We start from the raw sequence: 23,538 nt of genomic DNA, 5'->3' as shown, positions 1-23,538 counted from the left end.
TAAAAATAGCAAAATTTAGATTATCTTTTTAATGAAAAATGACCTTTTATTATTCTGCCGTTTTCTAAATTCAAATGAAACCAATAATCATCTGTGGGTAATGCAAATCCATTAAAAGTACCATTCCATCCTATATCTGAAGAGACTAATTGTTTTAATAATTTTCCGTAACGGTCAAAAATAAATAAAGTTGATTGGGGTAAATTATCCAGATTTTTAATTTGCCAAATATCATTATAACCATCATTGTTAGGCGTAAAATAACGAGGATAATCTAAAACATATACCACAAACGGAATTGATAAACCACAGCCATTTTTATCTCTGGCATAAACTAAATATTCTCCGGGTGCAACTCCGTTAAACATTGGACTATCCTGAAAATAAGATCCATCTATAGAAAATTCATAATCTCCAATTCCAGTATATTCAATTGATATTGAATTTTCATTTCTTTCAAAATCATTCACTGTTACTCCAGTAATTGTTGCAATTCCAGAAACAGCTACAAGGTATTTTTTTGTTTTTGGCAACCATCAAAATTCGTTACGGTTACTGAATAATCGCCCGGAGTATTAACTGTTATGGTGTTTGAAGTCGCTCCAGTATTCCACAAATAGCTTGAAAACCCAGAATTTACGGTTAGGTTAATCGAGCTTGTCTCGCACAAAACAAAAGTTTCATCTTGAAAATTTGGAGGGTCAAAGGTGTTTACTACAAGTGTAATAGGAGTAATTGCATAACAGTCAGGACCATTTACTATTCGAGCATGAATAATTTGTTGGGTTGCCACAGTGTTTTTAAAAATATTTGATAACTGATTTTGTTGGGCTATGGCATCTGTTGGGTTTAAATAATATTCTACGATTAAGCCAGCTGGTAAACCTGCAACTACTTGTGGCGTTACTTGAGTGTTTAAATCAAATTGTGATAAACCATCATTTGTACCATCGGTGTCACAAGTTGAAATTGGATTTTGAACTGCAATAGCGTTATTAGAAATAATCAGCCTTACTTCGGCATAATTTGCGCAGTTAAATGAATTGCTCACTCTTGCAAATACAGACTGGTTAACGAATTTGTTGCTATATGTTGTGGGATTTGCAATTGGATTAATTTGTCCTTGAGCATCAACCAAAGTCTCATAGTAAACAACAGGACTTAAATTGCTATTATTATTTTTTACAATGGCATCGACTTTAGTTAAGTTAAAAATAGATATTCCGTCATTATCGATGTCACATTGCGAAAGCGAGGTGTCATTCAAATCAATTTCGGGAGTAAATTCAATTTTTATTTCTTCGGTAGCAATACAGCTGGGTGTCAATTGTACTTCAACTCTATAAATACCAGGACTTGTAACGGTGTAAGTAGGAGAAGTATCTGTTAATTCAACATTATCTTTAAACCATTTATAAGTATAGCCAGACGGTAAATTAGGGTTTATAATATAGCTTTCGCCAAAACAAATAGGATTGTTTGTCGCTAATAATCGGTCTGGTCCCAAATCAATTTTTGGTAAAAAACTACCTGCTTCAAGAAAAACTGCCGAGTCATAATCTTCATTTTCATCATCAGCAATTACTAGTTTTATATGGTATGTTTTTCCTGCTACAACATTTGTTTGCGCTGTTAATACCTTAGTTTGCCCACTGTAATTTATAGGACTGGAGAGATTGTTAAATCCGTTAAAGTAAGTTTCGTTTATTGATGGACAACCAGGTCTAACGTTTCCTTGAGTATCAGTAATTGGATTTATTAAGGGGTGAACATTTACGGATGAAACAGGAGTTGTAGTATTGGGTAGCACGGCTAAATTTTGATAAGTGCTTGTGCCAATTTCTTTGATTAAAAAGGCAAATCCATCAGAATACTCACATGGGAAATAAGATTGATACTCATTAGATGCAAAGATGTAATTAAAACTTATAAAATTAGTTAATGGAACGAAATCAAATTCTAAAATTGTGGCATTTATTGTATTTGTTATTCCTAATGCTTGCTCTAAATCCGAATCACCTAACCACGATTTATTTCCTCCTCCTCGAGTGGAAACATAAGGCCCTTCAGAATTCTTGCTGCTCCAAGTACTCAAAAGAACGCCTTGTGTAAAAGGAAAACTACTTGCTCCGGAATTAAAATACCCGTAGCTGTTTTGACTGCCGGAAAATGTATCTCCTTTTACATTAATATTAGAAACATTGGCGCAAGAACTATTAACTAAAATATTTTCAACAAGTTGTTGCGCTGTAAAAGAGTCATTTACTGAAATAGATTGTGCGGTTGCATCACATACAGCGCAACTAATAAAAATATAAAATAATATTATTTTTACACATTTCATCATGTGTAAAGATACTACAAATCTCTATTTTTTAATAATCGATGGGAAAGGAAAATAAAAATCGCAGTCCAAAATAATACAATAATAATAGACGATATACTCACATCGTATTCTTTAATATTATCCAAACCAATTTGTGTCCCCAGATTTTTTACGACTGATAATCTGCTAAAAGGTTCTACTATTAAATTCGACATGGATTGCAAAGGCAAAAACTGAGTAATTGATGCTGCCGTAGTACTATTTGGGAATACTTTAAAAGTCAAAACACCATTGATAATTCCTTCTATGATATTCCAAACCAAAAGAAATCCGAGTGCAAAAGCAGAACGTTTTACCAATATTCCTAAAAATAAACAGAATGAGAAAAAACCAACCAGTTTGACAAAATAAGCTAAAAGGTATTCTAAATCAGAGAAAACGATACTAAATTCAGTGTAGGAAGAATAGCTAAGCCCTAAAATGAGTGACATTATAAAAACAAAAATAGTGGATACTGTAGCAAATAAAACTACCGTTAGAAACTTAGATTGAATAAATTCTTTTTTACTCATTCCATCAATTAAGTTTTGTTTTAGTGTTCCATAGCTATACTCATTTGCCATCATGGAGACAATTACTATCGCTAAAAACAGTTTTAATATGGCCGCGATATAGGTGTTGAAATGCCATATAAAAGGGAAATTAAAAATTCCCATTTCAGCAAGGTGAAATTTAAAAATACCAAGATCAAATTTTATGGAAGCTATTAAAGCTATGAAAGTTAAGAGAATAAAATAAGCCAATGTTAAAACACGACTGGCTTTGTTTTTCCAAATTTTTTGTAATTCTATTGAGAGTAATCTTTTCATTTTAGATTATTAGATTGTTAGACTATTGGATTTTTAGAATTTATTTGTATTGAAATTCTAATTGAAATTGTTATTGATTTTTAGTCAGTTCTAAAAATTGTTCCTCTAAGCTGTTTTTACGTTTTACCAAATGATTTAGTACGATGTTTTTTTCAAAAAGAAATCGATTCAATTCCTTAGCTTCCAAATCATTTTTTAAATAAACTAAAACTTTCCCATCCTCATTTACTACATTTTTAACTGCAGGATGAGTTTTAACAGCTAGGATTAAATCTTCAGTATCATCAGCTTGTAACTCAAAAAAGCCTTCATTTGCTGACATACCATCCACTAAACCAGTGTATAGGATTTCGCCTTTTCTTAAAACCAAAACATGGGTACATACTTTTTCTACTTCGTCCAATAAATGAGAAGCGAGTAAAATAGTAGTTCCTTTTGAAGCAATTTGTTTGATGATATCTCTTATTTGATGAATCCCTTGAGGATCTAAACCGTTTGTGGGTTCATCAAGAATTAAAATTTCTGGATCATTCAGTAGGGCAGAAGCGATGGCTAACCGCTGTTTCATTCCCAAAGAAAAAGTACTGAATTTACTGTTTTGTCGATCTACTAAACCTACTAATTCAAGTTTTTCATTGACTTTTGCATAGTTGATTCCTTTAATTTTACAAACCAGTTCTAAATTTTCTTTAGCAGTCATGTAAGGATAGAAATTAGGTCTTTCTATAATGGCGCCTACTTTTTTTAGAGCTTCATGTGTTTCCATTGAACCACTAAACCAGCTGTATTCTCCGGAGGTTTTGTTAACTACATTTAAAACTATGCCTAAAGTTGTTGATTTTCCGCTTCCGTTAGGACCTAGAATTCCGTATACATTGCCTTTATGTATGTCGAAAGAAACGTTTTTTAAGGCTTGAAGTGAGCCATAACGTTTGTTGAGATTTTTGATAGAAAGTATAGTTTCCAATGGGTTCATCTTTTTGATTTAATAATAGGACGAACAAGATAGGAAATTGTTACCGCTAAACTTAAATTAGTTTATTTTAGAAATTAGTTTGCACAGCATATCTAATTTGTTTGCAGTGATAGGTTTCATGATATAATCTTTTATCACATCATATTTTTTTGCCATTTCTATATCAGCAGGGTCGATTGACGAGGTCATGATAAAAATTGAAATTTCTTTTTTTATAGGTAAATGAATAAATTCATCCAAAAACTGCCATCCATCCATCACTGGCATATTTAAATCAAGTAAAATAGCATCAGGTAGAATTTCACTATCATCCCAATTTTCTTTTAATTTATCAATGGCAAATTGAGCATTATTAAAGGAATGGATTTCTTCGCAAAACTTACTTTTAGAGATGAGAATACTCATCAATTTCACGGTTAGTTTGTCATCATCGATAATGTATGTTAATTTATTTTTCATTTAAATAAATTTTAAAATTAGAACCATGACCCACTTCGCTTTCAACTTCAATTTTTCCATCCATAGCTTCGAGTTGGTTTTTGGTTATAAATAATCCAATTCCTTTTGCATCTTCGTTGCCGTGAAAGGTTTTATACATTCCAAAAAGTTTATGCTTATTCTTTTTCAAATCCAAACCTAAGCCATTATCTCTAAAGTTAATAACGGTATAGTCATCTATGATTTTGTAACCAATTTCTAAAGTAGCCTTCCGTTCGGGAGATTTATATTTAATGGCATTTGTAAATAAATTTAGCAAAATACTATCTAAGTAAGCTGGAATTGCATTAACAATCAGGTTTTCTGGAATTGTATGCGTAATCGTTATTTGACTATCCTTTATGGCTAAACTCAAAGCCATTCTTGTTTTTTCAATTTCACTTTTTAACTGAATCTTAGTCTTTTCAATATTTGTTTTTTGTTGAATGGTAATAATTTCATTCAAATATTCAATTGATTCTGATAATTTTTCAGTTCCTTCTTTAAATAAATCAAAATAGGAAAGCTTCTCATCAATATCATCAGTATTTTCAATTACATCCACTACCATTGATAAATTACTCGTGTGGGAGCGTATGTTGTGGGAAACAATATGGGTAAAATTATATAATTTATTGTTTTGACTACTGGTTACGTCCAATAATCGTTTAAGTTCAAATTCTTTTTCAATTCGTTGGGTTACGTTTCGACCAACACCAACAAAATTAACAAAATTGTTATTACTGTCAAATACGGTAGTTATATTTAATTCAAACCAATACTTCTCTTTATTTTTATTATAATTTAGTATTGTGATTTTGATACTTTCTTTGTTTTTAATTGCTTTTCTCATTAATGATGAAGCACTTAAATCAGTCTCAGGACCTTTGGATAAATAACCTGGTTTTTTCCCTATTATTTCCTCCATATTCAAACCGGTAAGATCTAAATAGGCTTGATTTGCCCAAACTGCTTCTCCTTTTTCATTTGCAATTACAATGGTATCTGTAGTTTCTGAAGCCGCAAGCGATAGCAAACTCAATTTAGCTTCAACGTTCTTTCGTTCGCTAATGTCTCTAATGAAACAAACTAAATACTTTATGTTGTCGACTTGAAATATTTTTCCGGAAGCTATTTCAACAGGAATTGTTTCTCCTAATTTTGTTTTGATATACGTTTCATTGACGGTATATTCATTTCGGGTTAGATTATATTTCAAGAATAACCGAAGCTCTGTCCTTAACTCAACCGGAAATAATTTTGAATTATGTAGACCCTTTAATTCAGAATTATTGTATCCAGTAAGTTCTGATGATCGAGGATTACAGTCAGTAATTACCCCATTTGACGTGTCAATAATAAAAATTGCATCATTGGCACTGGAAAAAATCGATGAAAATTTTTCTACATTTAACTGTAGTTCATTGATTAGATTCTGCTCATTTGTGATGTCTTGAAATGTACCCAATAAATTCATGGGTTTTCCGTCAATAATTTCTACTTGACAAATACATTCAATATACTTGATGTTGTTTTTAGCTGTGGTAATCTGAAATTTATCATCAAATGAAATTCCTTCATTGATTGCTCTTTCGATAAGTACTTTAATTCGATCTCTATTTTCGCCTTCTGTATAAAAACTTATGCCGTTTCCATTTACAGGTTCAAAATCTTCAGGAACTTCAAGTATACATTTCGTAACAGCATCCCAATATACTTCATTGGTTTGCAGATTCATTTTCCATATTCCAATTTTAGCTGATTGCGCAGCCTTGAAATAGAGTTCAAGCTTATCTATCATTAGTAGGGTTTAAATATTTTAATAGTCTTGGGGACAACCAAATATAAAATTTAAATCTTGGAGCTAGCTATTTTTAACATAAAAAACTGCTTCCTTGTAATTTTATTTTTATTAAATAAGAGTAATGTGTTTGTTATTAGTGCTTTAGGTTTTTATGCTAAATTTCAGTAAAAATATAAAAAGTCAGTTTTTATCTAATAATTAAGTAGTTGCGATTTATTTTTGATTTTTTACTCTTTTTTAGTTCTTATCGGATAAAAATATTTTAGATTTAAAATAGGAAACCAAAATGGTATTCTAAATCCTTTTTCATTTCTGATTACTAAGTAGTTTGAAAACATATATTTAAAAAGGAATACCCTTCAACGGCTTAATTTATTGTAATTTTGTAATAAATTATTTTTCAAATGAGTAGTGAGCCAGTAATGCTTTTTAAAAAACCATCGTATCCCATAAATAAATCACTTTTGGAATACTTGGAGCGTTTTGACCGTTTGTCAAAAGTTTCTATTTTTTACGATGATTTATTGCGTTTTTCAGGATCTGTGAACGTTTATGATAAAAACGAGGAGGATACTTTATGGATTCGAGTGTACTATAATGAATTTGAAAGACAAGAAATTGATTTGAATCTAAAAAAAATCTATTCGCTGTTACATTCTGATGGTAATCTGGGGATTCTTAAATTTTTGAATGTGGATTCCATTGACTACTGCACTTTTGGAAATTCGAAACCTTTTCGAATAAAAGTCAGAAATATTCTGAATGACAATTACACTCATTTTTATATCAAGAAAGCAGATGCTTCCCGTATTTACGGACTTGAATTAGAACATATTTTATCTCCGGATAAAATAAATTTTTTAGTGTACAATGACACTTTGATAGAGGAACATATCATGGGAATTCCTGGTGATGTTTTTATAAAAACACTTTTGGCAGATTGTACCGAAACTGAAAAATCGCAAATTGCAAAAGAGTTTGTAAAATTCAACGAGCGTTGCATGATACGATTATTGGGAGATATGCGTTCCTATAATTATGTAATTGTTCCTACACATGATTTTGACCACGTTGTTTATAAAATACGTGCCATCGATTTTGACCAGCAATGTTACGAAGGGAATTTTAAAGTCTACCGACCTCAATTTTTCAAAGAAAATTATCCAATGGTGAAATTAGTTAAAGACAAACTTCAAAACAGTTCAATCGAGCAATACAAAGACGAAGAAAGAGCGGTTCTTGCCAAAAGAATTCATTCTGCCGAGAATCGTATCAAAAGATTATTGCAAATTATGGGAAATGATGTTATTGCTCCAGAGGAACATTTGAAGCAATTGCAGTTAGAATTGTACCGTTACACGAATGATTTGAATTTTAAAAAAGCAAAATCTATGGGTAATATCATGAGTGCTGCTTTTGAATTTATTACGAGAAACTTTAAAAACACAAATTTATTTAAAACGGAATTTTAGTCTTTTTATAAATTTATAATTTACATTAATTCAACTATGAGAAACTATATTTTCATCTTATCTGTTTTTACTTTTTTGTCTTGTCAACAAGATTCAGGTGCTTTGACAACAGTTTATTCGCTGCCTAAAAAGCTAAAAGAAGTTTCGGGAATTACTTATTCGACATCAAGTAATTTGCTTTGGTCACTGGAAGACAGCGGCAATGCGAATGAAATTTATGGACTGAATTTTAAAAACGGCAAAATTGAAAAGACGATAACCATCGAAAACACAGAGAATATCGATTGGGAAGATATTACAAAAGACAAAGGTGGAAATCTATATATTGGAGATTTTGGAAACAATGACAATGAAAGAAAGGATTTGAGTATTTATAAAATCGATAAAAATTCTTTAGCTACTGAAAGTGCAATTCCGGCTTACAAAGTTTCATTTGCGTATCCGGAACAAAAAGATTTTCCTCCTAAAAAAACAGAAATGTTCTATGATGTAGAAGGTTTTTTTGAGTTTAAAAATAATTTCTATCTCTTCACTAAAAATCGAAGCAAAGGTTTTGACGGAACCGCTTTTTTATACAAAATCCCCAATACGGCAGGTTTTCATCAGGCGGTTTTAATGGGGGAATTCAAAACTTGTGACAACTACAATCATTGTGCAATTACGGCTGCAACGATAAGTCCTGATGAGTCCAAAGTTGCTGTTTTGACTCATGATAAAGTTTTTTTATTCGAAAGTTTCGAAGGTGATAATTTTCTGAAAGGAACAAAAACTATCCTAGAATTAGATCATTTTTCCCAAAAAGAAGCAGCTTCTTTTATTGATAATGACAGACTTTTTATTGCCGATGAAAGATCTAAAAGCATAGGAGGGAATGTTTATGAGGTAAGTATCAAAAAACTAAAACCCAAATCCTAAACCAAAAGCAATTCGGGCTTCCTCATTGGCAGTTTTAAAATAGGTGATTCGGGCTGTAACTACATTCAGACCGTTGAGCCATAATCCACCTCCAAAAGATTGATGCCATTTATCTGAATCCTCGCCTTTTTGCCAAACTCTTCCATAATCAAAACCACCCAGAATTCCATAAGTCATAGGCAAAACGCTTCTTCTGATTTTTCCTAAATTCCATCGGATATCACTGCTTTGATAGAAGGATTGATTGCCTAAAAAGCGTTCGTTTCTAAAACCTCTTAAGTCATAATCACCTCCCAAAACCGCAGCTTGATAAAATTCGAAATTATTATTTAGCAACATTTTCCCTTTCAAAATAGTCGCCAAAACTACTTTGCCATTGGCATCAATTTTATGGTTGAAATTCAGTTTACTTTCTAATGAAGGAAAATTTCTTTTTGTATCATTCAAATTCATTTTCCATGTTCCAGCTATAGAAAATCCCATTCCCATAGAAGGAAATGAAGGGATGTCATAATTTTCGAAACTGTATTTAAGTGTTGCTCCTGCAAATTGTTGACTGTCAAAAATAGCAGAATTTACGATTCCGGGAATGTTTATAAATCGATTATTGGTTTCCTCCACACTGATTTGCTCAAAGGAAGTTTGGAAATGGATTGTACTTCCATATTTACCCACTTTTTTGATTGATGGCAGAACTTTCAGCATTCGGATGCGCACGCGGTTGTAATCCATTCCGAAAGTTTCATCATTGTTTACGGTTTCATTTCCAGTGCCAAAATAATTAATTGTGAAATTCGGACTCGTGAATTGGCTTTCCAAATCTAAATCCCATTTGCCAATAGACTTCGGGAAATGGGCATTGTAAACCAGTTCATATCCGTCTGTGGCAAAAAAGTAATTTGCTTTCAAAATGTGTTTTTGCGTGTACGGATTTTGATTGAATTTATTGATGTTGTAGTTGGTAATAAAACCTATTTTGACACCATCATCAGGATTAAAACCAATATTTGGTAATCCTGAAAAAGCATTGTATTTGGGCTTTTCATAATCATAAAGACTGGCTTCATAATCATCTGACAAAAGAACTCTGGTTTTTGAATCTAAAACGTAGGTATTCGTTTTTGATTTAAAATCATGAATTTTTACCTTTTTTCCATTTTCTACAGTATAGGAATCTTCGTTTTGTCCTCCAATTAATCGAATGTTTATATCTGATTTCGCGTTTCCTTTTACTTCAAAAATATCATCATCATCCAATCCATAAATCCAAATATTTTTTGTGTTTGCAGCAACAAAATCTTTTGTGTACAGTAATTCATCTCCTTCATTTTTTAAACGATACACTTCAATATCAATTTTATTTTTTGCTGTCTGACGAATTATAAATTTGTCTTTTTTATCGGTACCAACAATTAAAACTGTTTTTTGCAGCACTCTATAATAGTCAGATGCATAGCGCTGTAATTCTGTTTTTCGTATTTTTAATTTACGTTTTATGTCTGCTATAGTTTCGTCCTGAACTTCTTTTGGCAGATTATCAAAGGCATTTTCTATAGCACTATCCGAAAGGTTTTCCTGAATGTATTTGGCTTGTTGTAACCAATCGTTTTCATTGGTAGTTTTTAGAAAAGCAAGATCCAATGGATAAGGTTCACGATTCAGCCATTTTACATTTTTAATTTTCTCATTAAAGGTTTGCATGTGGCGCAATGACGGCATATTCATCAAAAGAGTAAGCAATGCTCCATCATATTTTGTAAATGCCTGATCACGATCTCTAGGAATGGGTTTATAAATTATTTTTTTGCCCACTTTATATTCTCCCCAACGCCATTGATCTTCATGTCTGTCCCAATCTCCAATGAGCATATCAAATAATCGTGCTTTGATATATTCCTCTTCATCAATGACATATTTTTCATCTTTATGAAGGTTCTTCAATACATCTTCTGTACTGATTATTGCTGTAGAATTCCCAAAGCTTTTTACGTCTATTTGACTGTCAGTAGGACGCTCTTCCACCATATACAATTCATCACCAAAATTTGCATTGAAATCTTTTAGAGCTTTATGTTTAGGAATATAATACAAAACAGGGTTTGAATGTGCTACACCAATTTTTTCGGCTAAATTCCCAACAGCAAAATGTAGGTAAGGATGTGAAGTGGTGTAGAAATCAAGTAAAAAATTCTCGGCATACGTATCTTCAAATTCATTTTCGATAAATTGGTCTTTAAATGCTACTGATTGCAGAAAACGAGAAGCGCTTTTTTTCAAGGCGCGCATTACATATTCTTTTCCGTTTTTGTCAACAATTTGCAATGATCTGGATTGATGTCCGCCACCGGCACGTTTTGGTTTTAAACCACCAAAAAGAGTGTCAATCGTTGTTGTTTTTACTTCTATCGGTAAGCTATAATACTTTCGATAATGCTTTCCGAAAAGGAATCTATAAAATGCATTTTTATCTGTTTGTTTTTCTGAATAGATGGTCGCAGAGGTAGTTTTAGCAAATGAAGTCGGAAAATTTTTGGTACTGAAATCATCTTTTTTTGCCACTATAAATTGTTCGAAAATCAGTTTTTCTTTGTTGTTTTCCTTCCCGTAAAAAGAAACTTTTGCAGCTCCATTTTCATAAATGCTTAATGCGGCATACCCATTTCCACCATAAGAAAAATCATTTGGGTAAACGGCTTTTGCAGCTTCTGATTTTGATCCGGCACCACTTATAATTTGCTTGATATTGTCTTTTTCAATGTATTGTAAATTATGGTCGTGACCAGAAACTACAATAACATTATCCTGACTCTGCAATAGTGTTTTTATGCGTTTTATGAAAACAGTATAGTCTTTATTTTGAATGTCTTGCGGGCTTATTCCCGATGTTTTTCGGACAAGGTTGATAACGGAACCTAACACAGGAAGCGGAATTTTTTGCTCTAATGGGAATAGTTGTTTTTCCAATGAAAACTGGCCACCGTGTGTTCCATTACTCATTAATGGATGATGCAACGCCAGAATTATTGTTTTCTCCTGATTTTTATTCAGAATATCTTCTAACTCATTAAAAAAAGCTTCTCTTGATTTTATCGTGCAATCATCGTTTATAGTGGGGCTGTTATCCCAGTCTTCCAGAAACCATTGACTGTCGATAGTGATCAAAGTCAGGTTTTTATTGATTTCTACATCATCAATCCCACAGCCTTTTCTGGGTAAAAATGATTTTTTATCGTTTAAATATTCCGTTACAAATTTTGCTTGGCGTTCCAGACCTTTTATTCCGCTGTACCAATCGTGATTTCCGGGAATAAAAATAGTTTTACCCTTAAAGTCTTTAGATAATTGAAGTTGATTTTTTAATTTGGTTTCAGCAATAATTCGCTCATTTGTATGATCCGTATTGGGTAATCCTTTTGGATAAATATTATCGCCAAGAAATAAAAGAGTTGTATTATTGTTTGCTTTTTTTAATCGATCTTCCAGTAAACCAATTGTTTGTTGTGCTTTTTCTTCATTGGCATTTCCTGCATCACCAATTAAATAAAAAGTATGTGCAATTTTTGAGCTATCTGTTCCGTTTTGTAGTACCGGATTTTTGATTTTTTTACCAAATTGTGCGTGATGTGTTGCACACGATTGAAAAATGAGTCCCGAAGCAAATAATATAAAAACTGCTTTATTTGAAGTTATAAAACGATTATCCGAAAACAATTTCATAATTTAGTAGTATAAAAATTTCTTTATGAATCTTATAGAACAAGCCGAAAATTTTGTTAGTAAATTACTCAAAGATAAACTTTCTAATTCATATACCTATCATAATTTTCAACACACTCTTGACGTAGTAGCAGCTGTTGAAACACTTGCTGACAGCGAAAATATAAGTTCTTCTGATAAAGAAATGTTGCTCATTGCCGCTTGGTTTCATGACACAGGATATATAACGGGTTGCAGTAATCATGAAGATTCAAGTATTGTAATTGCCTCTGATTTTTTAACAAAAAATGAAAAATCTGCTGATTATATTGAGAAAGTGGCAGGATTAATCAAAGCCACCGAAAAGGAGTATGTTCCCAAAACCCTTTTTGAAAAAATAATAAAAGATGCCGATTATTTCCATATTTTGAGTGATGATTATATTTTTAGCTGTGAAGGGTTAAGAAACGAATGGAGAAATATAGAAGGAAAATCTTTTACTGATAAAGATTGGGCTGTAGAGAACTTCAATTTTTTAGCTAATATTCATCGGTTTTATACGGATTATGCCATTCAAAATTGGCAACCTTTAAAAGAGAAAAACATAAAACGTCTTCAGAAAAAAATAAAAAAAATGAACTTGAAAACGAATAACGAACCAGATAAAGAGTATAAAAAAAGAGAAAAAGAAGAAAAACCGGAACGAGCGGTTGATACTTTATTTAGAGTAACATTGAATAATCATACCAGTTTAAGCGGAATTGCTGACAGTAAAGCTAATATTTTACTCTCTGTAAATGCAATCATTATTTCGATAGCGCTTTCTACGTTGATTCCAAAATTAGACAGCCCAAAAAATGTTCATCTGATGGTTCCTACTTTTATCATGCTGATGTCCAGTGTTATTACTATTATTTTTGCCATACTTTCCACACGACCAAAAGTGACGAAAGGAGTTTTTACACGACAAGATATTGAAAATAAAAAAGTGAATTTACTATTCTTTGGAAATTTCTATAAAATGCCTTTGGATGAATACCAATGGGCTATGAACGAAATGATGAAAGACAGGGAATACCTTTATAACTCCATGATTAAGGATTTATATTTTCTGGGATTAGTTCTCGAGAAAAAATACCGTTTATTAAGAGTTGCCTATAATTTTTTCATGATAGGAATTATAATCTCGGTAATTGCTTTTGTAATTGCGTTTAAAATGGTTGGTACTTAATTCAATTCATCCAGTAAATCTTGGTAAGAAAAGTTTTTAGGCGTTTGTTCTTTAGTATCATTAATCACTTTTACCCTGATTGCTCTTAAACCCGAAACGCCTTGTAATTCTTCCACTTCAAATTGTTCGATGGTTGGTTCCAATACTTTTTTAAATTGTAGAAATTTGATATAATTCAAATATTCTGTTTCCTCATTATTATGGGAATAGACAATTGTAATTTTTTCTTTTTCGGTAATTCTCTCTTTGCTTCCTTTGATATTGGCTTTGTCAATACGTTTTTTTACTACTTCGTAACGGGCATTGTAGGTACCGTCAACATCAAAACGTTTCTCATCCATTCTAAATCGGATAGAAATAGCAGAACTAAACACTAAAATCAACGAAGTTACATCAAGTTCATAAGGCAAAGTAGATTTGAGTTGATGGTGTTCCAGCTCCATTTCGCACAAGGTTTGCAATTGCCATAATCTCAAATTATGAAGATACATACTATCAAAATCTTTACTTGGCGTAATTGATGAACCTATATAAAGATTGTGTTCCACACCATCGGTTTTGAAACGCTCATAATAATGCGGAAAAATATTTTGTGCTTCAATTTGTTTTTTATCAAGAATTGAAGCTAATTTTTTATTGACAATAGACATGGCATTGTCAAATTTCTTTCTCGAATGGTAAAACATTCCTGTTTTTTCATCTAGACTTTCAAAGTAATTTTGCTCCAGCGTTTCACCTAGCGCATTAGTTTTTGTATTCCTTAAAATAGGATGAATTTCTTTTTCTATGTAAAGTTGAATTTGTTGTTCGGTATCCGCTTTTAAAGGGAATTCCAGTTGATTGTAAAATGATTGCAATTCAAATTTTCGTTGTTCTAATAAAACTAAATTAGTATTTGAATTTTGATTTTCAAAGATTTTTATAAGAGCACCTAGTTGATTTTTTAAATCTTCTTTTACCGTTTCATTTCTATGATTAGACGAACCTTTAATGTCTATTTGACCATACAAAGGGTATACTTCCTTGAATACAATTTCCTTAAATATATAGTCTTTATTTGGATTATTAGTCTGAAAATATTTAAGCGCTTCTCTTCTGAATTTCCAATAAACACTTGGGTGTATGGCTGTATATTCTCTTTGAATGATAGCTTCTATTTGGTGTTGCATATCATTTTTGTAACGCTCCAATGTGTCTACCACGTATGGTAAAATCAAATCCAGATTGTTTACATTAATGCTGTTAAGTTCTCTTGGTTTTCCAGAAACTAATTCTATGATGCCCAAAAGTTTACCGTTTTTTATCACCGGAGCAAGAATACAGCTTTTAATATTGAGTTTTAAAAAATGTTCTCCCAGTTTTTCATTTTCTGATTTTTTGGCAAATTTTTCAACATTTGAAATTACAAACGGTTTATTTTGTTCCAAAATATTTTCCAATGAGCAACCAAAAAGTGCATTTTTACAATCGACTTCTTGCATGTCGTGTAGAATAAAACTGTCTATTTTTTTATCATCATAGGGAGGCTTAACAAACTTTTCATCTTCTTCATTGTAAATGATAAAACCAACTTTCAAATCTGAAACTTTAAAAATAGAGCGAAAAATAGTTTCAAAATCATTACTACTATCCGTCTGATGTTTTTCTGATTTTAAAAGACTGCTTTTCAAATTTGAGATTGCACTTTCAATAGATGCATCAAATAGTGATACAATACCAAAGCCTTTTAAAATCCAGCTTTCTGAAGGGAACTTTTCTTTCCACAAATCGATATTGTCATAATTATCCATCAATAAATCAATATCTTCAGTAGATAATGTTATCGATTTATCAGTAGGGATGATTTCCATAAAATCAGCATTATATAGAATTCTATAATGCTTCATGATGCCATTTGCATCCGGGATATCGTAAAATAAAGGTCTGTTGAAATCAAAATGTTGATTATAAAAGGTATTCAAAATCAAAATACAATTCATAATGTAGAATTGATTTTGATCAAAATCCCTGATTGTCATATCAAATGTTCTTCCGGCATTTTGAAGTATTTTTTTGAATCTTTCGGAGTAATTGAACGTAAAGTTCTGAAAAGGAATGGTAGCCGCTTTAATTTCGTTTTGAGTCAGCGCGGTAGGGAAAAGATCAGCTAATAAATAGTTTATCAGAGTTTCGTTTTCAGGAATTAAATTCAAATCCTCGATTCCTGTTTTGAATTCAGGGAAAGGTTCTATTTCTTTCAATAAAGCTTTGGCATAATTTGAGCGGTAATCGACATTAGTGACTGCGATTTTCTCTAAAGCTTCAATGAGTTTATGGAACGAAATTAGAGTTTTGAACGGGCTTTCTTTAAACAAATGATAATCCATCTGATAGTTTATTTAGAATACAAAATTACTAATAAACGAAATTGGATTGACAAATTTCCGGTTCTTTTTTCTAAAGAATTACTTTGATTTTAATTTAGAAAATCAAATGTTTTGTGTTACAAAATACGACTGTGTGTTTTTGAAATTATCTAATAGAAATGCTATTGTATCTAAGCAGTTTTTTTTGATTGTTTTTCTGTCTCAATATCAGTATTGATTTTATTAATAGAAGAATTAGCATGGTTTTGTTTTTTTGTACCGTTAGACATAATTGAATCTTTATTCTTGTAGGTATATTTTTTTTTAAGAATAAAAAGTAATAATTGGTTGTTTTGGTAATCAAATGAATTGTAATAATTTCTGTGATTAATTTTAGACTGAATGAATTCTTTTATTGTAGAAACCTATGAGGGTTTCATTTATTTCTTTTAGTTCTGGTGTAAGAAACGTTTTTCGACCTTTCTCATCGTTAGTTAATTCGAGTTCACAAACAGTGCATTTAAATTCTTTGAAATGATTTGTGACATTTCGGGTTGTAATTATTTTATGACCAAATAGCGAGCACAGAATTTTTTTACTGAGAAATTTTTCTTTGATTTCGGTTGTACTCATACTATTTGGTTCTTTAGATTTGGGGATTAAAGGGGATTAAACTTAATTAATAACCGATTAAATATCAAATAAAATCGATGAAATACACTTTAAGTTAATAAAAACAATAAAATTCTTATAAAAAATGAATTTTATTTAAAAAAAATCCTCAACTACTTAAGTAATTGAGGATTAAAAATTTAGAAGTGAAAAATTATAAACTAGCTTTTTTCTTCTTTATTGAAATAAACTAAGTAGTAATACATTTGTTTTTCTTCATCCCATCCTTTTTCTACAAATTTCTCGGCACTTTCAGGATTGATGAAGTCCATTTTAATTTGGATGTGTGTATCCAAATTAATCACGTTCTTGATTGATTTTCTAGCATCAGAAACTGCGGCATTTGCAATAGGAAATGACGTAACATCTTCAATACTGTATTTTTCTCCTTTGTCTACTTTATAGTTTTTAAACTCAGGAATTAAGTCTGGATTGTCTAAAACTTCGTTTAAGAAATTTGTTTCCTCAAACTGATCATTTTTTGCAAAATAGTTCACAGAACGATTCATGAACATCACCTCTTCTTTCTTGTCCTCAGCGGGGAAAACAACATCTTTAGCAAAGTTCTGACAGAATTTCAAATACTTTTTAGTGATAAAGTTTTCATCTTCAAAGGCATCAACGGATAAGAAATGCTCTAACCAATATCTGGCATCATAGCGGTTGCTGTCTACCGTCAAGATTTTATAACCTTCTTCTTTTTTATAATTGAAGATTAAACACCCTTTGTCTAATTTATTCAAACTCACACCTTGTTGCAAAATCATTTCTAAGTGAGTTTCTTTCTCTTCAAATTGTAAAAAGTCAGCTTGAATCTCACTTTTGAAAATTCCAATCGCATCCACGACATTATTATCAATGCTTACGTTGGTTAAATAGGTAACATATACTTCACCATTCTTGATGTGAGGATGATTAGATTGCTCAAATAAATGTTTTGTGATTTTTTGAGAAACTTCATGAATCGTATTTGGATTCTCAAAAATCTCAGTTGCAAATTTGAACATGTCATTGTAATCCAAATCAATTTCATGGGCAAACTGAAAATAGTTCTCTTCCTTTTCTCTAAATGGTTTAAAGAAAAATTCTTTCATCAAAGGCACAATTTCATCGTTCAGATTAAAAGGTTGCTCTGATAAAAAAATCGCTTCATTTCTACTTTTATTACCAACTCTGTGAATTGATAAGTTTTCGATGTGTGTATTATATAAATTGATCATATTTTTATTTTTTTAGATAAAAGAACCAAGATGAAAGACAGCAAAAAGGTCTTTTATCTTGGCTCTTGATTCTTAATTGTATAATGCTTTAATTCCAGTTTTCCTCAAATCCAAAATCTTCAAAACTATCATCTCCTTCAAACATATCCAAATCATCGTCGTCTAATCCGTCTTCAAATTCATCATTGTAGTCATCGGCATTGTCTGATTCAAAGTTTTTTTCCATCGCTTCATCCGGCATTTCACCGTGAGAAAAAATAGTTTCCGGATAGGTATTTCCAGCCAGTTGATCTTCTATTGCAGCCAGTTCTACAAGGAATGTCCACATATTGATGAAATCATAAACATAGATGATTTTAGTATTTTCCTTATCTAAAATATCTGACAATTGGTAATCGCTCATGATTTTTTGCTCCCCTGGAATATCACCGGTATCAAAAAGTGAAATTTCATCTTCTTGATTCCAAGTTTCATCGCAAGTATAAAACGAAGCCACTTCCATTCCGTCAAATCCGAAGGAATTGAAAATTGCATTGTGCAAATCTTCTAAAGTATCGTCTTCAAGTATTGCAATGTCTCTAAAAACATCTTCTTCCGCGTCTAGAATCACTCTAAATTTATAAACCATAATCTTTGTTTTTATTGAAAGCTCAAAGGTAAAATTTAATTTTTAGATTTAGATTTTAGATTTTAGATTTGTTGATAAGATTTTTGTGTATGACTTTCAAAGGGAATAAGTGATTGATTGTCATTTATTCTAAAAGTATTTAGGTTTTAGTACAAAATAAATACGCTAATTATACTTTATTTGATAGGTAAGTTAAGAAAGACTTTTTTTAATCTTACCAACAAGCCTCTTTCTAATAATGTGATACTTTTTATGGTTTGGATATGACCTGTTTGGTGTCATATTATTAAAAATCAAAGCCACTACCAATAAAATTAGCACACCGCTCAATACTGGATAAAGTACATACCAATAGCCAAGATTTTTAATCTTTGGTGTTCCTATTATGGCAATCAAAGCTGTGGCGCCACCTGGAGGATGTAGCGTTTTTGTCATTTGCATTAAAACAATAGATAAGGAAACAGCGAGAGGTGCGGCTATCCATAAAATATCAGGAACAAATTTAGCGACAGTAACGCCTACAATTGCAGAAACGATATGTCCGCCAACTAGATTTCTGGGTTGTGCTAATGGACTTTGGATAATTCCATAAACCAATACGCTTGAAGCTCCAAAAGACCCAATTAAATAGACTACATCTAAATGCAATAAAGTTTTAGATTGCATGTAGGCGATTAATCCGATGCCTATAAATGAACCTAAAAAAGCCCAAAAATGTTCCTTAAAATCAATTAAAGTTTCTTTGTAAAGAATGTATTTGGTTTTGCGATAACTCCTTTTTATTTTTTGAACACGCATAGATAATTATTTTACTAAACTTGGAGAATAGGAGTAAACAGTGAATGGATAAATCATTTTAGCCGTATATTTTGAAATCAAGCAAACCACTAGAATTGGAAGAAACAACGTATAATCATTGGTTAATCCGCAAACTAAAAATATGGAGGTAAATGGTGCATGAATACTGGCACTCAAAACGGCTGCCATTCCTATTATCATAAAGTTTATTGGAATTACATTTGCATTGAAATACGTGTTTAAAACTAAAGCAACTAATAGTCCTAAAAATGCGCCAATAAACAGGCTTGGGGCAAAAACACCACCATCTCCTCCTGAAGCTAGAGTAACTGAAGTAACAATAGGCTTCAATACTAAAATCCCGATGAAAGTGAGTACCAATGAAAGTGAAAGCACGATTCCATTCGGATTAATAAAAAGAGTCTTGATAGCATGATATCCTTCGCCATACAGTTGTGGAAATACAAAAAGGGAAATACTTAAAATTATAGATCCGAAGATAATTTTGAAATAAGGCACTTTTATTTTCGAAAATTGTTCTTTAAAAAACAACACACAACGGGTTAAATAAACCGAATTTATTCCTGCAATAATTCCCAATAGTATAAAGTAGGGAATTGCGCTAATGTGCCAAGTTGTAATGTTTACTGCAAACAAAGGTTTTTCGTCCAACAAATAAATGAGTTCAAAAGCGATTGAAACGGCTATAAGATTTGTTACTACAAAAGCTCGAGTTACTTTTTTTGAAATCACTTCAAGTGAAAATAGAATTCCGGCAATTGGACTGCTGAATAATGCAGTAATTCCCGCCGCAACTCCTGCACAGATTAACTCGGTTTTGTATTGTCTGAATATATTTTGTTTCCTTTGTGCAACGGAACCAATAGTAGCTGAAGCAACAACTGTCGAGACTTCTATTCCTGTAGAGCCACCAAAAACCACGGTCAATAAACCGTTAATGAAATGGGAAGGAATTTTATAGCTTGGTAAATTCTTCGAATTGGAATTAGTGCTTTCAAAAACTTCTTTTATGCCTTTGTTTTCCTTTTTCTTAAATAAATACTCCCTAAGAAAATAAATAATTGACAATCCAAAAACGGGGAAAACAACAAAAAATATTGGATTTACAATCGTTTGGTGAAAAAAGATTTCTTCATAATATTCAGTTGTGTTTTTCAAAATAACACCCAAAAAAGCAGAAAGAAAACCAATTAAAATGGATACAACAACAAGTTTTTGAAGTTTAATGAATTGATAGTTCTTTTTAATTTGTGCGGTATTGTTCATTTGAAAAAGTAATGTGTCTGAGTATTACAAAATTAAAGAAACAAAATCAGATTTGAATTGAAAAAAGGATTGGACTATTTTCTTTTGCGATTAATACATTGTTTTTACTTTTTCATAAACAAAAATGACTTATTTTTCATAAAACTCTATCGGTAAATCATCTGGATCTGCAATAAAGAAAAAGCGTTTTTTAGTGTGTTCATCAACACGAATTTCTTCTGAACTTATATTGTTATGGACTAAAAAATCGCGTGTTAATTGAATGTCGTCAACTTCAAAAGCTAAATGGCGTAATCCTGACGCTTCAGGTTTTGAAGGGCGTTGCGGAGGATTTGGAAACGAAAAAATCTCAATGATGTAATTTCCGTTTAAAGCCAAATCCAGTTTATACGATTGTCTTTCTTCGCGATAAATTTCTTGAACAATTGTTAGTCCTAAAATATTTGTGTAGAATGTTTTTGATTTCTGATAATCAGAACAAATAATGGCGATGTGGTGAACTTTATTAAGTTGTAGCATGTTATTTTAAATAAGTCATTATTGGAAGATTTGCATTGGCATCTTGGGTCAAAGCATCAGCATGAAGTTGATGTATCAATGCTTTGGTTTCATCAATATCATTTATTCGAAAAAGAAAAAACACTTCATTTTCATCATCGGCATTTTGCCAAAGATGCTCCAGAAACATATTATTTTCGGCATGAAAGGCTTTGTCTTTTTCTAAAATCTCTCTAATGACCGCAATAGGAACATTTTTAAGTTTTGCTAATAAATGTGGCATTTTTATTGAATTGATAAGGTGTAAAAGGAAGAAAGCCTAATCAGTTGATTAGGCTTTAGTTTTTTATTTTTTTGTATCGGAACAAAGTCCCACAATCTCATGAAAAGTGTCGTGTAAATCAGTGATTGATTTCAAAATTGCTGCATCAGATCCATTTGAAGTAACTAATTTATGCAGTGCTTTACTTTTTAACTGTAATCTTTCAGCTGAAGCCAATATAGCGTTTGTTCTAAATTCTGCAGGAATATCAGACTTTAATAACATGGCGGCTTTGTTCATCATTTCTTCTGAACGTGCTTTGATTGGAGCAAGATTTCCTTCTTCAGCAGGATGAAATGTTTGTGACATTACTTCGTGAAATTCTTTTATGGCAGGCCATTTTTCGAAAGTGGATTGCGCCGAAACGGAGTTTGCGACTACAATAAATGCCAAGACTAGAAATGCTTTGAGATGTTTCATGATGATTTTATAAAGTTTAAATGTTTATAACAAAGATAAGAAATTTTAATCTTGAGGAGTTGTAATTTGGGTTAGGATATTCATTAAACATTTAATTTCCGAATCACTTTTGCCGGATTTCCTACTGCCAAAGAATTGTCAGGAATATCTTTTGTAACCACTGAACCTGCTCCAATTACGCAGCCATTCCCAATGGTAATACCAGGACAAATAACTGAATTTCCGCCAATCCAGCAATCATCACCAATGGTTATTGGCAATGCATTTTCGAGTGTTTTTCTCAGTTCAGCATCCAGCGGATGTGTGGCGGTGTACAGTTGAACGCCCGGTGCAAAAAACACATTTGAACCAATAGTGACTTTGGCACAATCCAAAACAACGCAGTTTACATTGAAATAAACATTTTCGCCACAACTGATATTGTATCCATAGTCACAAAAAAATGGAGGTTCAATATAAAGATTTGGTCCTGCATTAGGAATGAGTTCTTTTAGTATTTCTCTCGCTTTTTTTGTCACTCGGTATTCTGTAACATTTAATCGGTGGAGTAAATTTTTAGATTTTCGTCTGTCTTTTACTAAAACAGGATCTCCTGCCAAATAATATTCTCCGGCAATCATTTTTTCTTTTTCAGTTATCATAGTTTAATTTTTTGCTTTTATGTAAAACCAAGTTGTTTTTTTATTTTGACAGAAAGTTTGTCCTTGACTAAAGTATAGGATTGTTCAATGTAAAACTGCCATTCTTTTTTGGTCATTTCATTAATGTCGTTAATCATAACCCATTTGTAACGTGCAATGTAAGGCGCAGGCTTAAAACCTTCTCGAGTGCTGATTTCTTCAAACTGTTCCTCCAAAACTTTAAAAGCTGCCGAAGTGGGGGATTTGTCCAAACCAACAACCAAAAACATTTTTTCGCCTATGCAAAAACACAAATCATTTCCCCACTTAATACTTTCAGTCACCGCTTCATTTGATTTACAAATAACCTGTAATTCTTCAATATTCATGAAATTAGATTTTAGTTTTGGCTATTTTATCATGGATTTTTAGCGTTTCCTGCAATGCTGCACTTCCATACCAAAGCGTCAGTTCAGCTTCCAGAAGTTTAGATTGTACCGCTGGATCTGTCGCCACAAATGTTTTAGCTTCTTCTATACTACTGGCGTTAAAAATATAAATACCTCTATAATTTCGTTCGTTTTTTATGAAAGGACCCGCCACAACCAGTTTTCCTTCTTTTGCTAATTGATTGATATTAGCCATGTGACCCTCAAATAGTTTTTTAGTTTCTTCTTTCGTTGCCGTTGTGTTGCTTCCAGTTTTTAACAAACAAAAAACATATTGCTTCATTCCGTAATCATCTGCTTTAAGAGATTTTGCCAGTTTTTCATCAAATGCTGATTCCGCTTCCTGAGAAAATAGTACGGTACTAAAAGAGAACAATAAAAGGAATAAGATTGATTTTTTCATTTTTACAGAATTTGGTTGTACACAAATTTAAGGTTTTCATTATAAAATAAAAAATGCATGATTTTAAATTCGAAATGGATTAGGCAAAACAACTCATCCAGTAATTTCAA

At 31.8% G+C, this 23,538-nt stretch carries 22 protein-coding genes; 3 read left to right on the top strand and 19 right to left on the bottom strand.

What is annotated here, in order from left to right; translation table 11 throughout:
* Positions 1–20: 20 nt before the first annotated feature.
* From CLV00_RS16605 to CLV00_RS14800, 6 genes are all read right to left on the bottom strand, one after another.
* Positions 21–533: a T9SS type B sorting domain-containing protein gene (locus CLV00_RS16605; RefSeq protein ID WP_233206915.1), complete on the bottom strand. Its 513-nt coding sequence runs from the start codon at positions 531–533 to the stop codon at positions 21–23.
* Positions 506–2,347 (bottom strand): choice-of-anchor L domain-containing protein, encoded by a 1,842-nt coding sequence (locus CLV00_RS14820; protein ID WP_233206914.1) that lies wholly within the window; start codon positions 2,345–2,347, stop codon positions 506–508. The genes CLV00_RS16605 and CLV00_RS14820 overlap by 28 nt, the downstream gene beginning before the upstream one ends.
* A gap of 11 nt (positions 2,348–2,358) precedes the next feature.
* The gene (locus tag CLV00_RS14815) at positions 2,359–3,195 is read right to left on the bottom strand and encodes an ABC transporter permease (protein WP_099715911.1); all 837 of its coding nucleotides are present in this window, start codon (positions 3,193–3,195) and stop codon (positions 2,359–2,361) included.
* Between the two features lie 70 nt (positions 3,196–3,265).
* Entirely contained in the window at positions 3,266–4,162 is an 897-nt protein-coding gene (locus CLV00_RS14810; protein WP_099716368.1) for an ABC transporter ATP-binding protein, read from the bottom strand.
* 66 nt (positions 4,163–4,228) lie between these two features.
* Positions 4,229–4,630 carry a response regulator gene (locus CLV00_RS14805; protein WP_099715910.1) on the bottom strand — a complete coding sequence of 134 codons (402 nt, stop codon included), beginning with the start codon at positions 4,628–4,630 and terminating at the stop codon, positions 4,229–4,231.
* Complete coding sequence (locus tag CLV00_RS14800; protein ID WP_099715909.1) at positions 4,620–6,449, bottom strand: PAS domain-containing sensor histidine kinase; 1,830 nt, start codon at positions 6,447–6,449, stop codon at positions 4,620–4,622. The genes CLV00_RS14805 and CLV00_RS14800 overlap by 11 nt, the downstream gene beginning before the upstream one ends.
* 407 nt (positions 6,450–6,856) lie before the next feature.
* Here CLV00_RS14800 and CLV00_RS14795 point away from each other — a divergent pair, with 407 nt between their 5' ends.
* Together CLV00_RS14795 and CLV00_RS14790 are read left to right on the top strand one after the other, a co-directional pair.
* Positions 6,857–7,924 (top strand): hypothetical protein, encoded by a 1,068-nt coding sequence (locus CLV00_RS14795; RefSeq protein WP_099715908.1) that lies wholly within the window; start codon positions 6,857–6,859, stop codon positions 7,922–7,924.
* A gap of 36 nt (positions 7,925–7,960) precedes the next feature.
* Positions 7,961–8,839: a hypothetical protein gene (locus tag CLV00_RS14790; protein WP_099715907.1), complete on the top strand. Its 879-nt coding sequence runs from the start codon at positions 7,961–7,963 to the stop codon at positions 8,837–8,839.
* On the opposite strand, the gene CLV00_RS14785 is transcribed toward CLV00_RS14790, so the two are convergent.
* Complete coding sequence (locus CLV00_RS14785; RefSeq protein WP_099715906.1) at positions 8,822–12,556, bottom strand: metallophosphoesterase; 3,735 nt, start codon at positions 12,554–12,556, stop codon at positions 8,822–8,824. The genes CLV00_RS14790 and CLV00_RS14785 overlap by 18 nt on opposite strands.
* 25 nt (positions 12,557–12,581) lie before the next feature.
* Between CLV00_RS14785 and CLV00_RS14780 the strand changes: the two genes are divergently transcribed.
* The gene (locus CLV00_RS14780) at positions 12,582–13,766 is read left to right on the top strand and encodes a Pycsar system effector family protein (protein ID WP_099715905.1); all 1,185 of its coding nucleotides are present in this window, start codon (positions 12,582–12,584) and stop codon (positions 13,764–13,766) included.
* Here the strand turns inward: CLV00_RS14780 and CLV00_RS14775 are convergent.
* From CLV00_RS14775 to CLV00_RS14720, 12 genes are all read right to left on the bottom strand, one after another.
* The gene (locus tag CLV00_RS14775) at positions 13,763–16,132 is read right to left on the bottom strand and encodes a GAF domain-containing protein (RefSeq protein ID WP_099715904.1); all 2,370 of its coding nucleotides are present in this window, start codon (positions 16,130–16,132) and stop codon (positions 13,763–13,765) included. The two genes, CLV00_RS14780 and CLV00_RS14775, sit on opposite strands and share 4 nt — an antisense overlap.
* 372 nt (positions 16,133–16,504) lie before the next feature.
* Positions 16,505–16,744 (bottom strand): DUF1660 family phage protein, encoded by a 240-nt coding sequence (locus tag CLV00_RS14770; protein ID WP_099715903.1) that lies wholly within the window; start codon positions 16,742–16,744, stop codon positions 16,505–16,507.
* A 200-nt stretch (positions 16,745–16,944) separates the two neighbouring features.
* Positions 16,945–18,003 carry a nucleoid-associated protein gene (locus tag CLV00_RS14765; RefSeq protein WP_099715902.1) on the bottom strand — a complete coding sequence of 353 codons (1,059 nt, stop codon included), beginning with the start codon at positions 18,001–18,003 and terminating at the stop codon, positions 16,945–16,947.
* A gap of 88 nt (positions 18,004–18,091) precedes the next feature.
* A complete protein-coding gene (locus CLV00_RS14760; protein ID WP_099715901.1) occupies positions 18,092–18,631 on the bottom strand; it encodes a hypothetical protein in 540 nt (179 codons plus the stop codon).
* Positions 18,632–18,823: 192 nt separating this feature from the next.
* Positions 18,824–19,429, bottom strand: a complete 606-nt coding sequence (locus tag CLV00_RS14755) for an HPP family protein (RefSeq protein WP_099715900.1) — start codon at positions 19,427–19,429, stop codon at positions 18,824–18,826.
* Positions 19,430–19,435: 6 nt separating this feature from the next.
* Positions 19,436–20,716, bottom strand: a complete 1,281-nt coding sequence (locus CLV00_RS14750; RefSeq protein WP_099715899.1) for a chloride channel protein — start codon at positions 20,714–20,716, stop codon at positions 19,436–19,438.
* Positions 20,717–20,845: 129 nt separating this feature from the next.
* Positions 20,846–21,235, bottom strand: a complete 390-nt coding sequence (locus tag CLV00_RS14745; RefSeq protein WP_099715898.1) for a VOC family protein — start codon at positions 21,233–21,235, stop codon at positions 20,846–20,848.
* Between the two features lies 1 nt (position 21,236).
* Positions 21,237–21,497, bottom strand: a complete 261-nt coding sequence (locus CLV00_RS14740; RefSeq protein ID WP_099715897.1) for a hypothetical protein — start codon at positions 21,495–21,497, stop codon at positions 21,237–21,239.
* Positions 21,498–21,560: 63 nt separating this feature from the next.
* Positions 21,561–21,956: a hypothetical protein gene (locus tag CLV00_RS14735; RefSeq protein WP_099715896.1), complete on the bottom strand. Its 396-nt coding sequence runs from the start codon at positions 21,954–21,956 to the stop codon at positions 21,561–21,563.
* 83 nt (positions 21,957–22,039) lie between these two features.
* Complete coding sequence (locus tag CLV00_RS14730) at positions 22,040–22,597, bottom strand: sugar O-acetyltransferase (RefSeq protein WP_099715895.1); 558 nt, start codon at positions 22,595–22,597, stop codon at positions 22,040–22,042.
* Between the two features lie 17 nt (positions 22,598–22,614).
* Entirely contained in the window at positions 22,615–22,965 is a 351-nt protein-coding gene (locus CLV00_RS14725) for an MmcQ/YjbR family DNA-binding protein (RefSeq protein ID WP_099715894.1), read from the bottom strand.
* A 4-nt stretch (positions 22,966–22,969) separates the two neighbouring features.
* Positions 22,970–23,428 (bottom strand): YciI family protein, encoded by a 459-nt coding sequence (locus CLV00_RS14720; protein WP_099715893.1) that lies wholly within the window; start codon positions 23,426–23,428, stop codon positions 22,970–22,972.
* Between the last annotated feature and the right edge of the window lie 110 nt (positions 23,429–23,538).

Source organism: Flavobacterium sp. 11 (genome assembly GCF_002754315.1).
Lineage (GTDB): Bacteria > Bacteroidota > Bacteroidia > Flavobacteriales > Flavobacteriaceae > Flavobacterium > Flavobacterium algoritolerans.
This window is presented reverse-complemented; position numbering and strand designations above follow the sequence as displayed.

Bases quoted from the DNA above. Each gene is read 5' to 3' on its own strand.
- CLV00_RS14820 (WP_233206914.1), bottom strand. From the start codon at position 2,347: ATGATGAAATGTGTAAAAATAATATTATTTTATATTTTTATTAGTTGC.
- CLV00_RS14815 (WP_099715911.1), bottom strand. From the start codon at position 3,195: ATGAAAAGATTACTCTCAATAGAATTACAAAAAATTTGGAAAAACAAA.
- CLV00_RS14805 (WP_099715910.1), bottom strand. From the start codon at position 4,630: ATGAAAAATAAATTAACATACATTATCGATGATGACAAACTAACCGTG.
- CLV00_RS14800 (WP_099715909.1), bottom strand. From the start codon at position 6,449: ATGATAGATAAGCTTGAACTCTATTTCAAGGCTGCGCAATCAGCTAAA.
- CLV00_RS14795 (WP_099715908.1), top strand. From the start codon at position 6,857: ATGAGTAGTGAGCCAGTAATGCTTTTTAAAAAACCATCGTATCCCATA.
- CLV00_RS14790 (WP_099715907.1), top strand. From the start codon at position 7,961: ATGAGAAACTATATTTTCATCTTATCTGTTTTTACTTTTTTGTCTTGT.
- CLV00_RS14785 (WP_099715906.1), bottom strand. From the start codon at position 12,556: ATGAAATTGTTTTCGGATAATCGTTTTATAACTTCAAATAAAGCAGTT.
- CLV00_RS14780 (WP_099715905.1), top strand. From the start codon at position 12,582: ATGAATCTTATAGAACAAGCCGAAAATTTTGTTAGTAAATTACTCAAA.
- CLV00_RS14775 (WP_099715904.1), bottom strand. From the start codon at position 16,132: ATGGATTATCATTTGTTTAAAGAAAGCCCGTTCAAAACTCTAATTTCG.
- CLV00_RS14770 (WP_099715903.1), bottom strand. From the start codon at position 16,744: ATGAGTACAACCGAAATCAAAGAAAAATTTCTCAGTAAAAAAATTCTG.
- CLV00_RS14765 (WP_099715902.1), bottom strand. From the start codon at position 18,003: ATGATCAATTTATATAATACACACATCGAAAACTTATCAATTCACAGA.
- CLV00_RS14760 (WP_099715901.1), bottom strand. From the start codon at position 18,631: ATGGTTTATAAATTTAGAGTGATTCTAGACGCGGAAGAAGATGTTTTT.
- CLV00_RS14755 (WP_099715900.1), bottom strand. From the start codon at position 19,429: ATGCGTGTTCAAAAAATAAAAAGGAGTTATCGCAAAACCAAATACATT.
- CLV00_RS14750 (WP_099715899.1), bottom strand. From the start codon at position 20,716: ATGAACAATACCGCACAAATTAAAAAGAACTATCAATTCATTAAACTT.
- CLV00_RS14745 (WP_099715898.1), bottom strand. From the start codon at position 21,235: ATGCTACAACTTAATAAAGTTCACCACATCGCCATTATTTGTTCTGAT.
- CLV00_RS14740 (WP_099715897.1), bottom strand. From the start codon at position 21,497: ATGCCACATTTATTAGCAAAACTTAAAAATGTTCCTATTGCGGTCATT.
- CLV00_RS14735 (WP_099715896.1), bottom strand. From the start codon at position 21,956: ATGAAACATCTCAAAGCATTTCTAGTCTTGGCATTTATTGTAGTCGCA.
- CLV00_RS14730 (WP_099715895.1), bottom strand. From the start codon at position 22,597: ATGATAACTGAAAAAGAAAAAATGATTGCCGGAGAATATTATTTGGCA.
- CLV00_RS14725 (WP_099715894.1), bottom strand. From the start codon at position 22,965: ATGAATATTGAAGAATTACAGGTTATTTGTAAATCAAATGAAGCGGTG.
- CLV00_RS14720 (WP_099715893.1), bottom strand. From the start codon at position 23,428: ATGAAAAAATCAATCTTATTCCTTTTATTGTTCTCTTTTAGTACCGTA.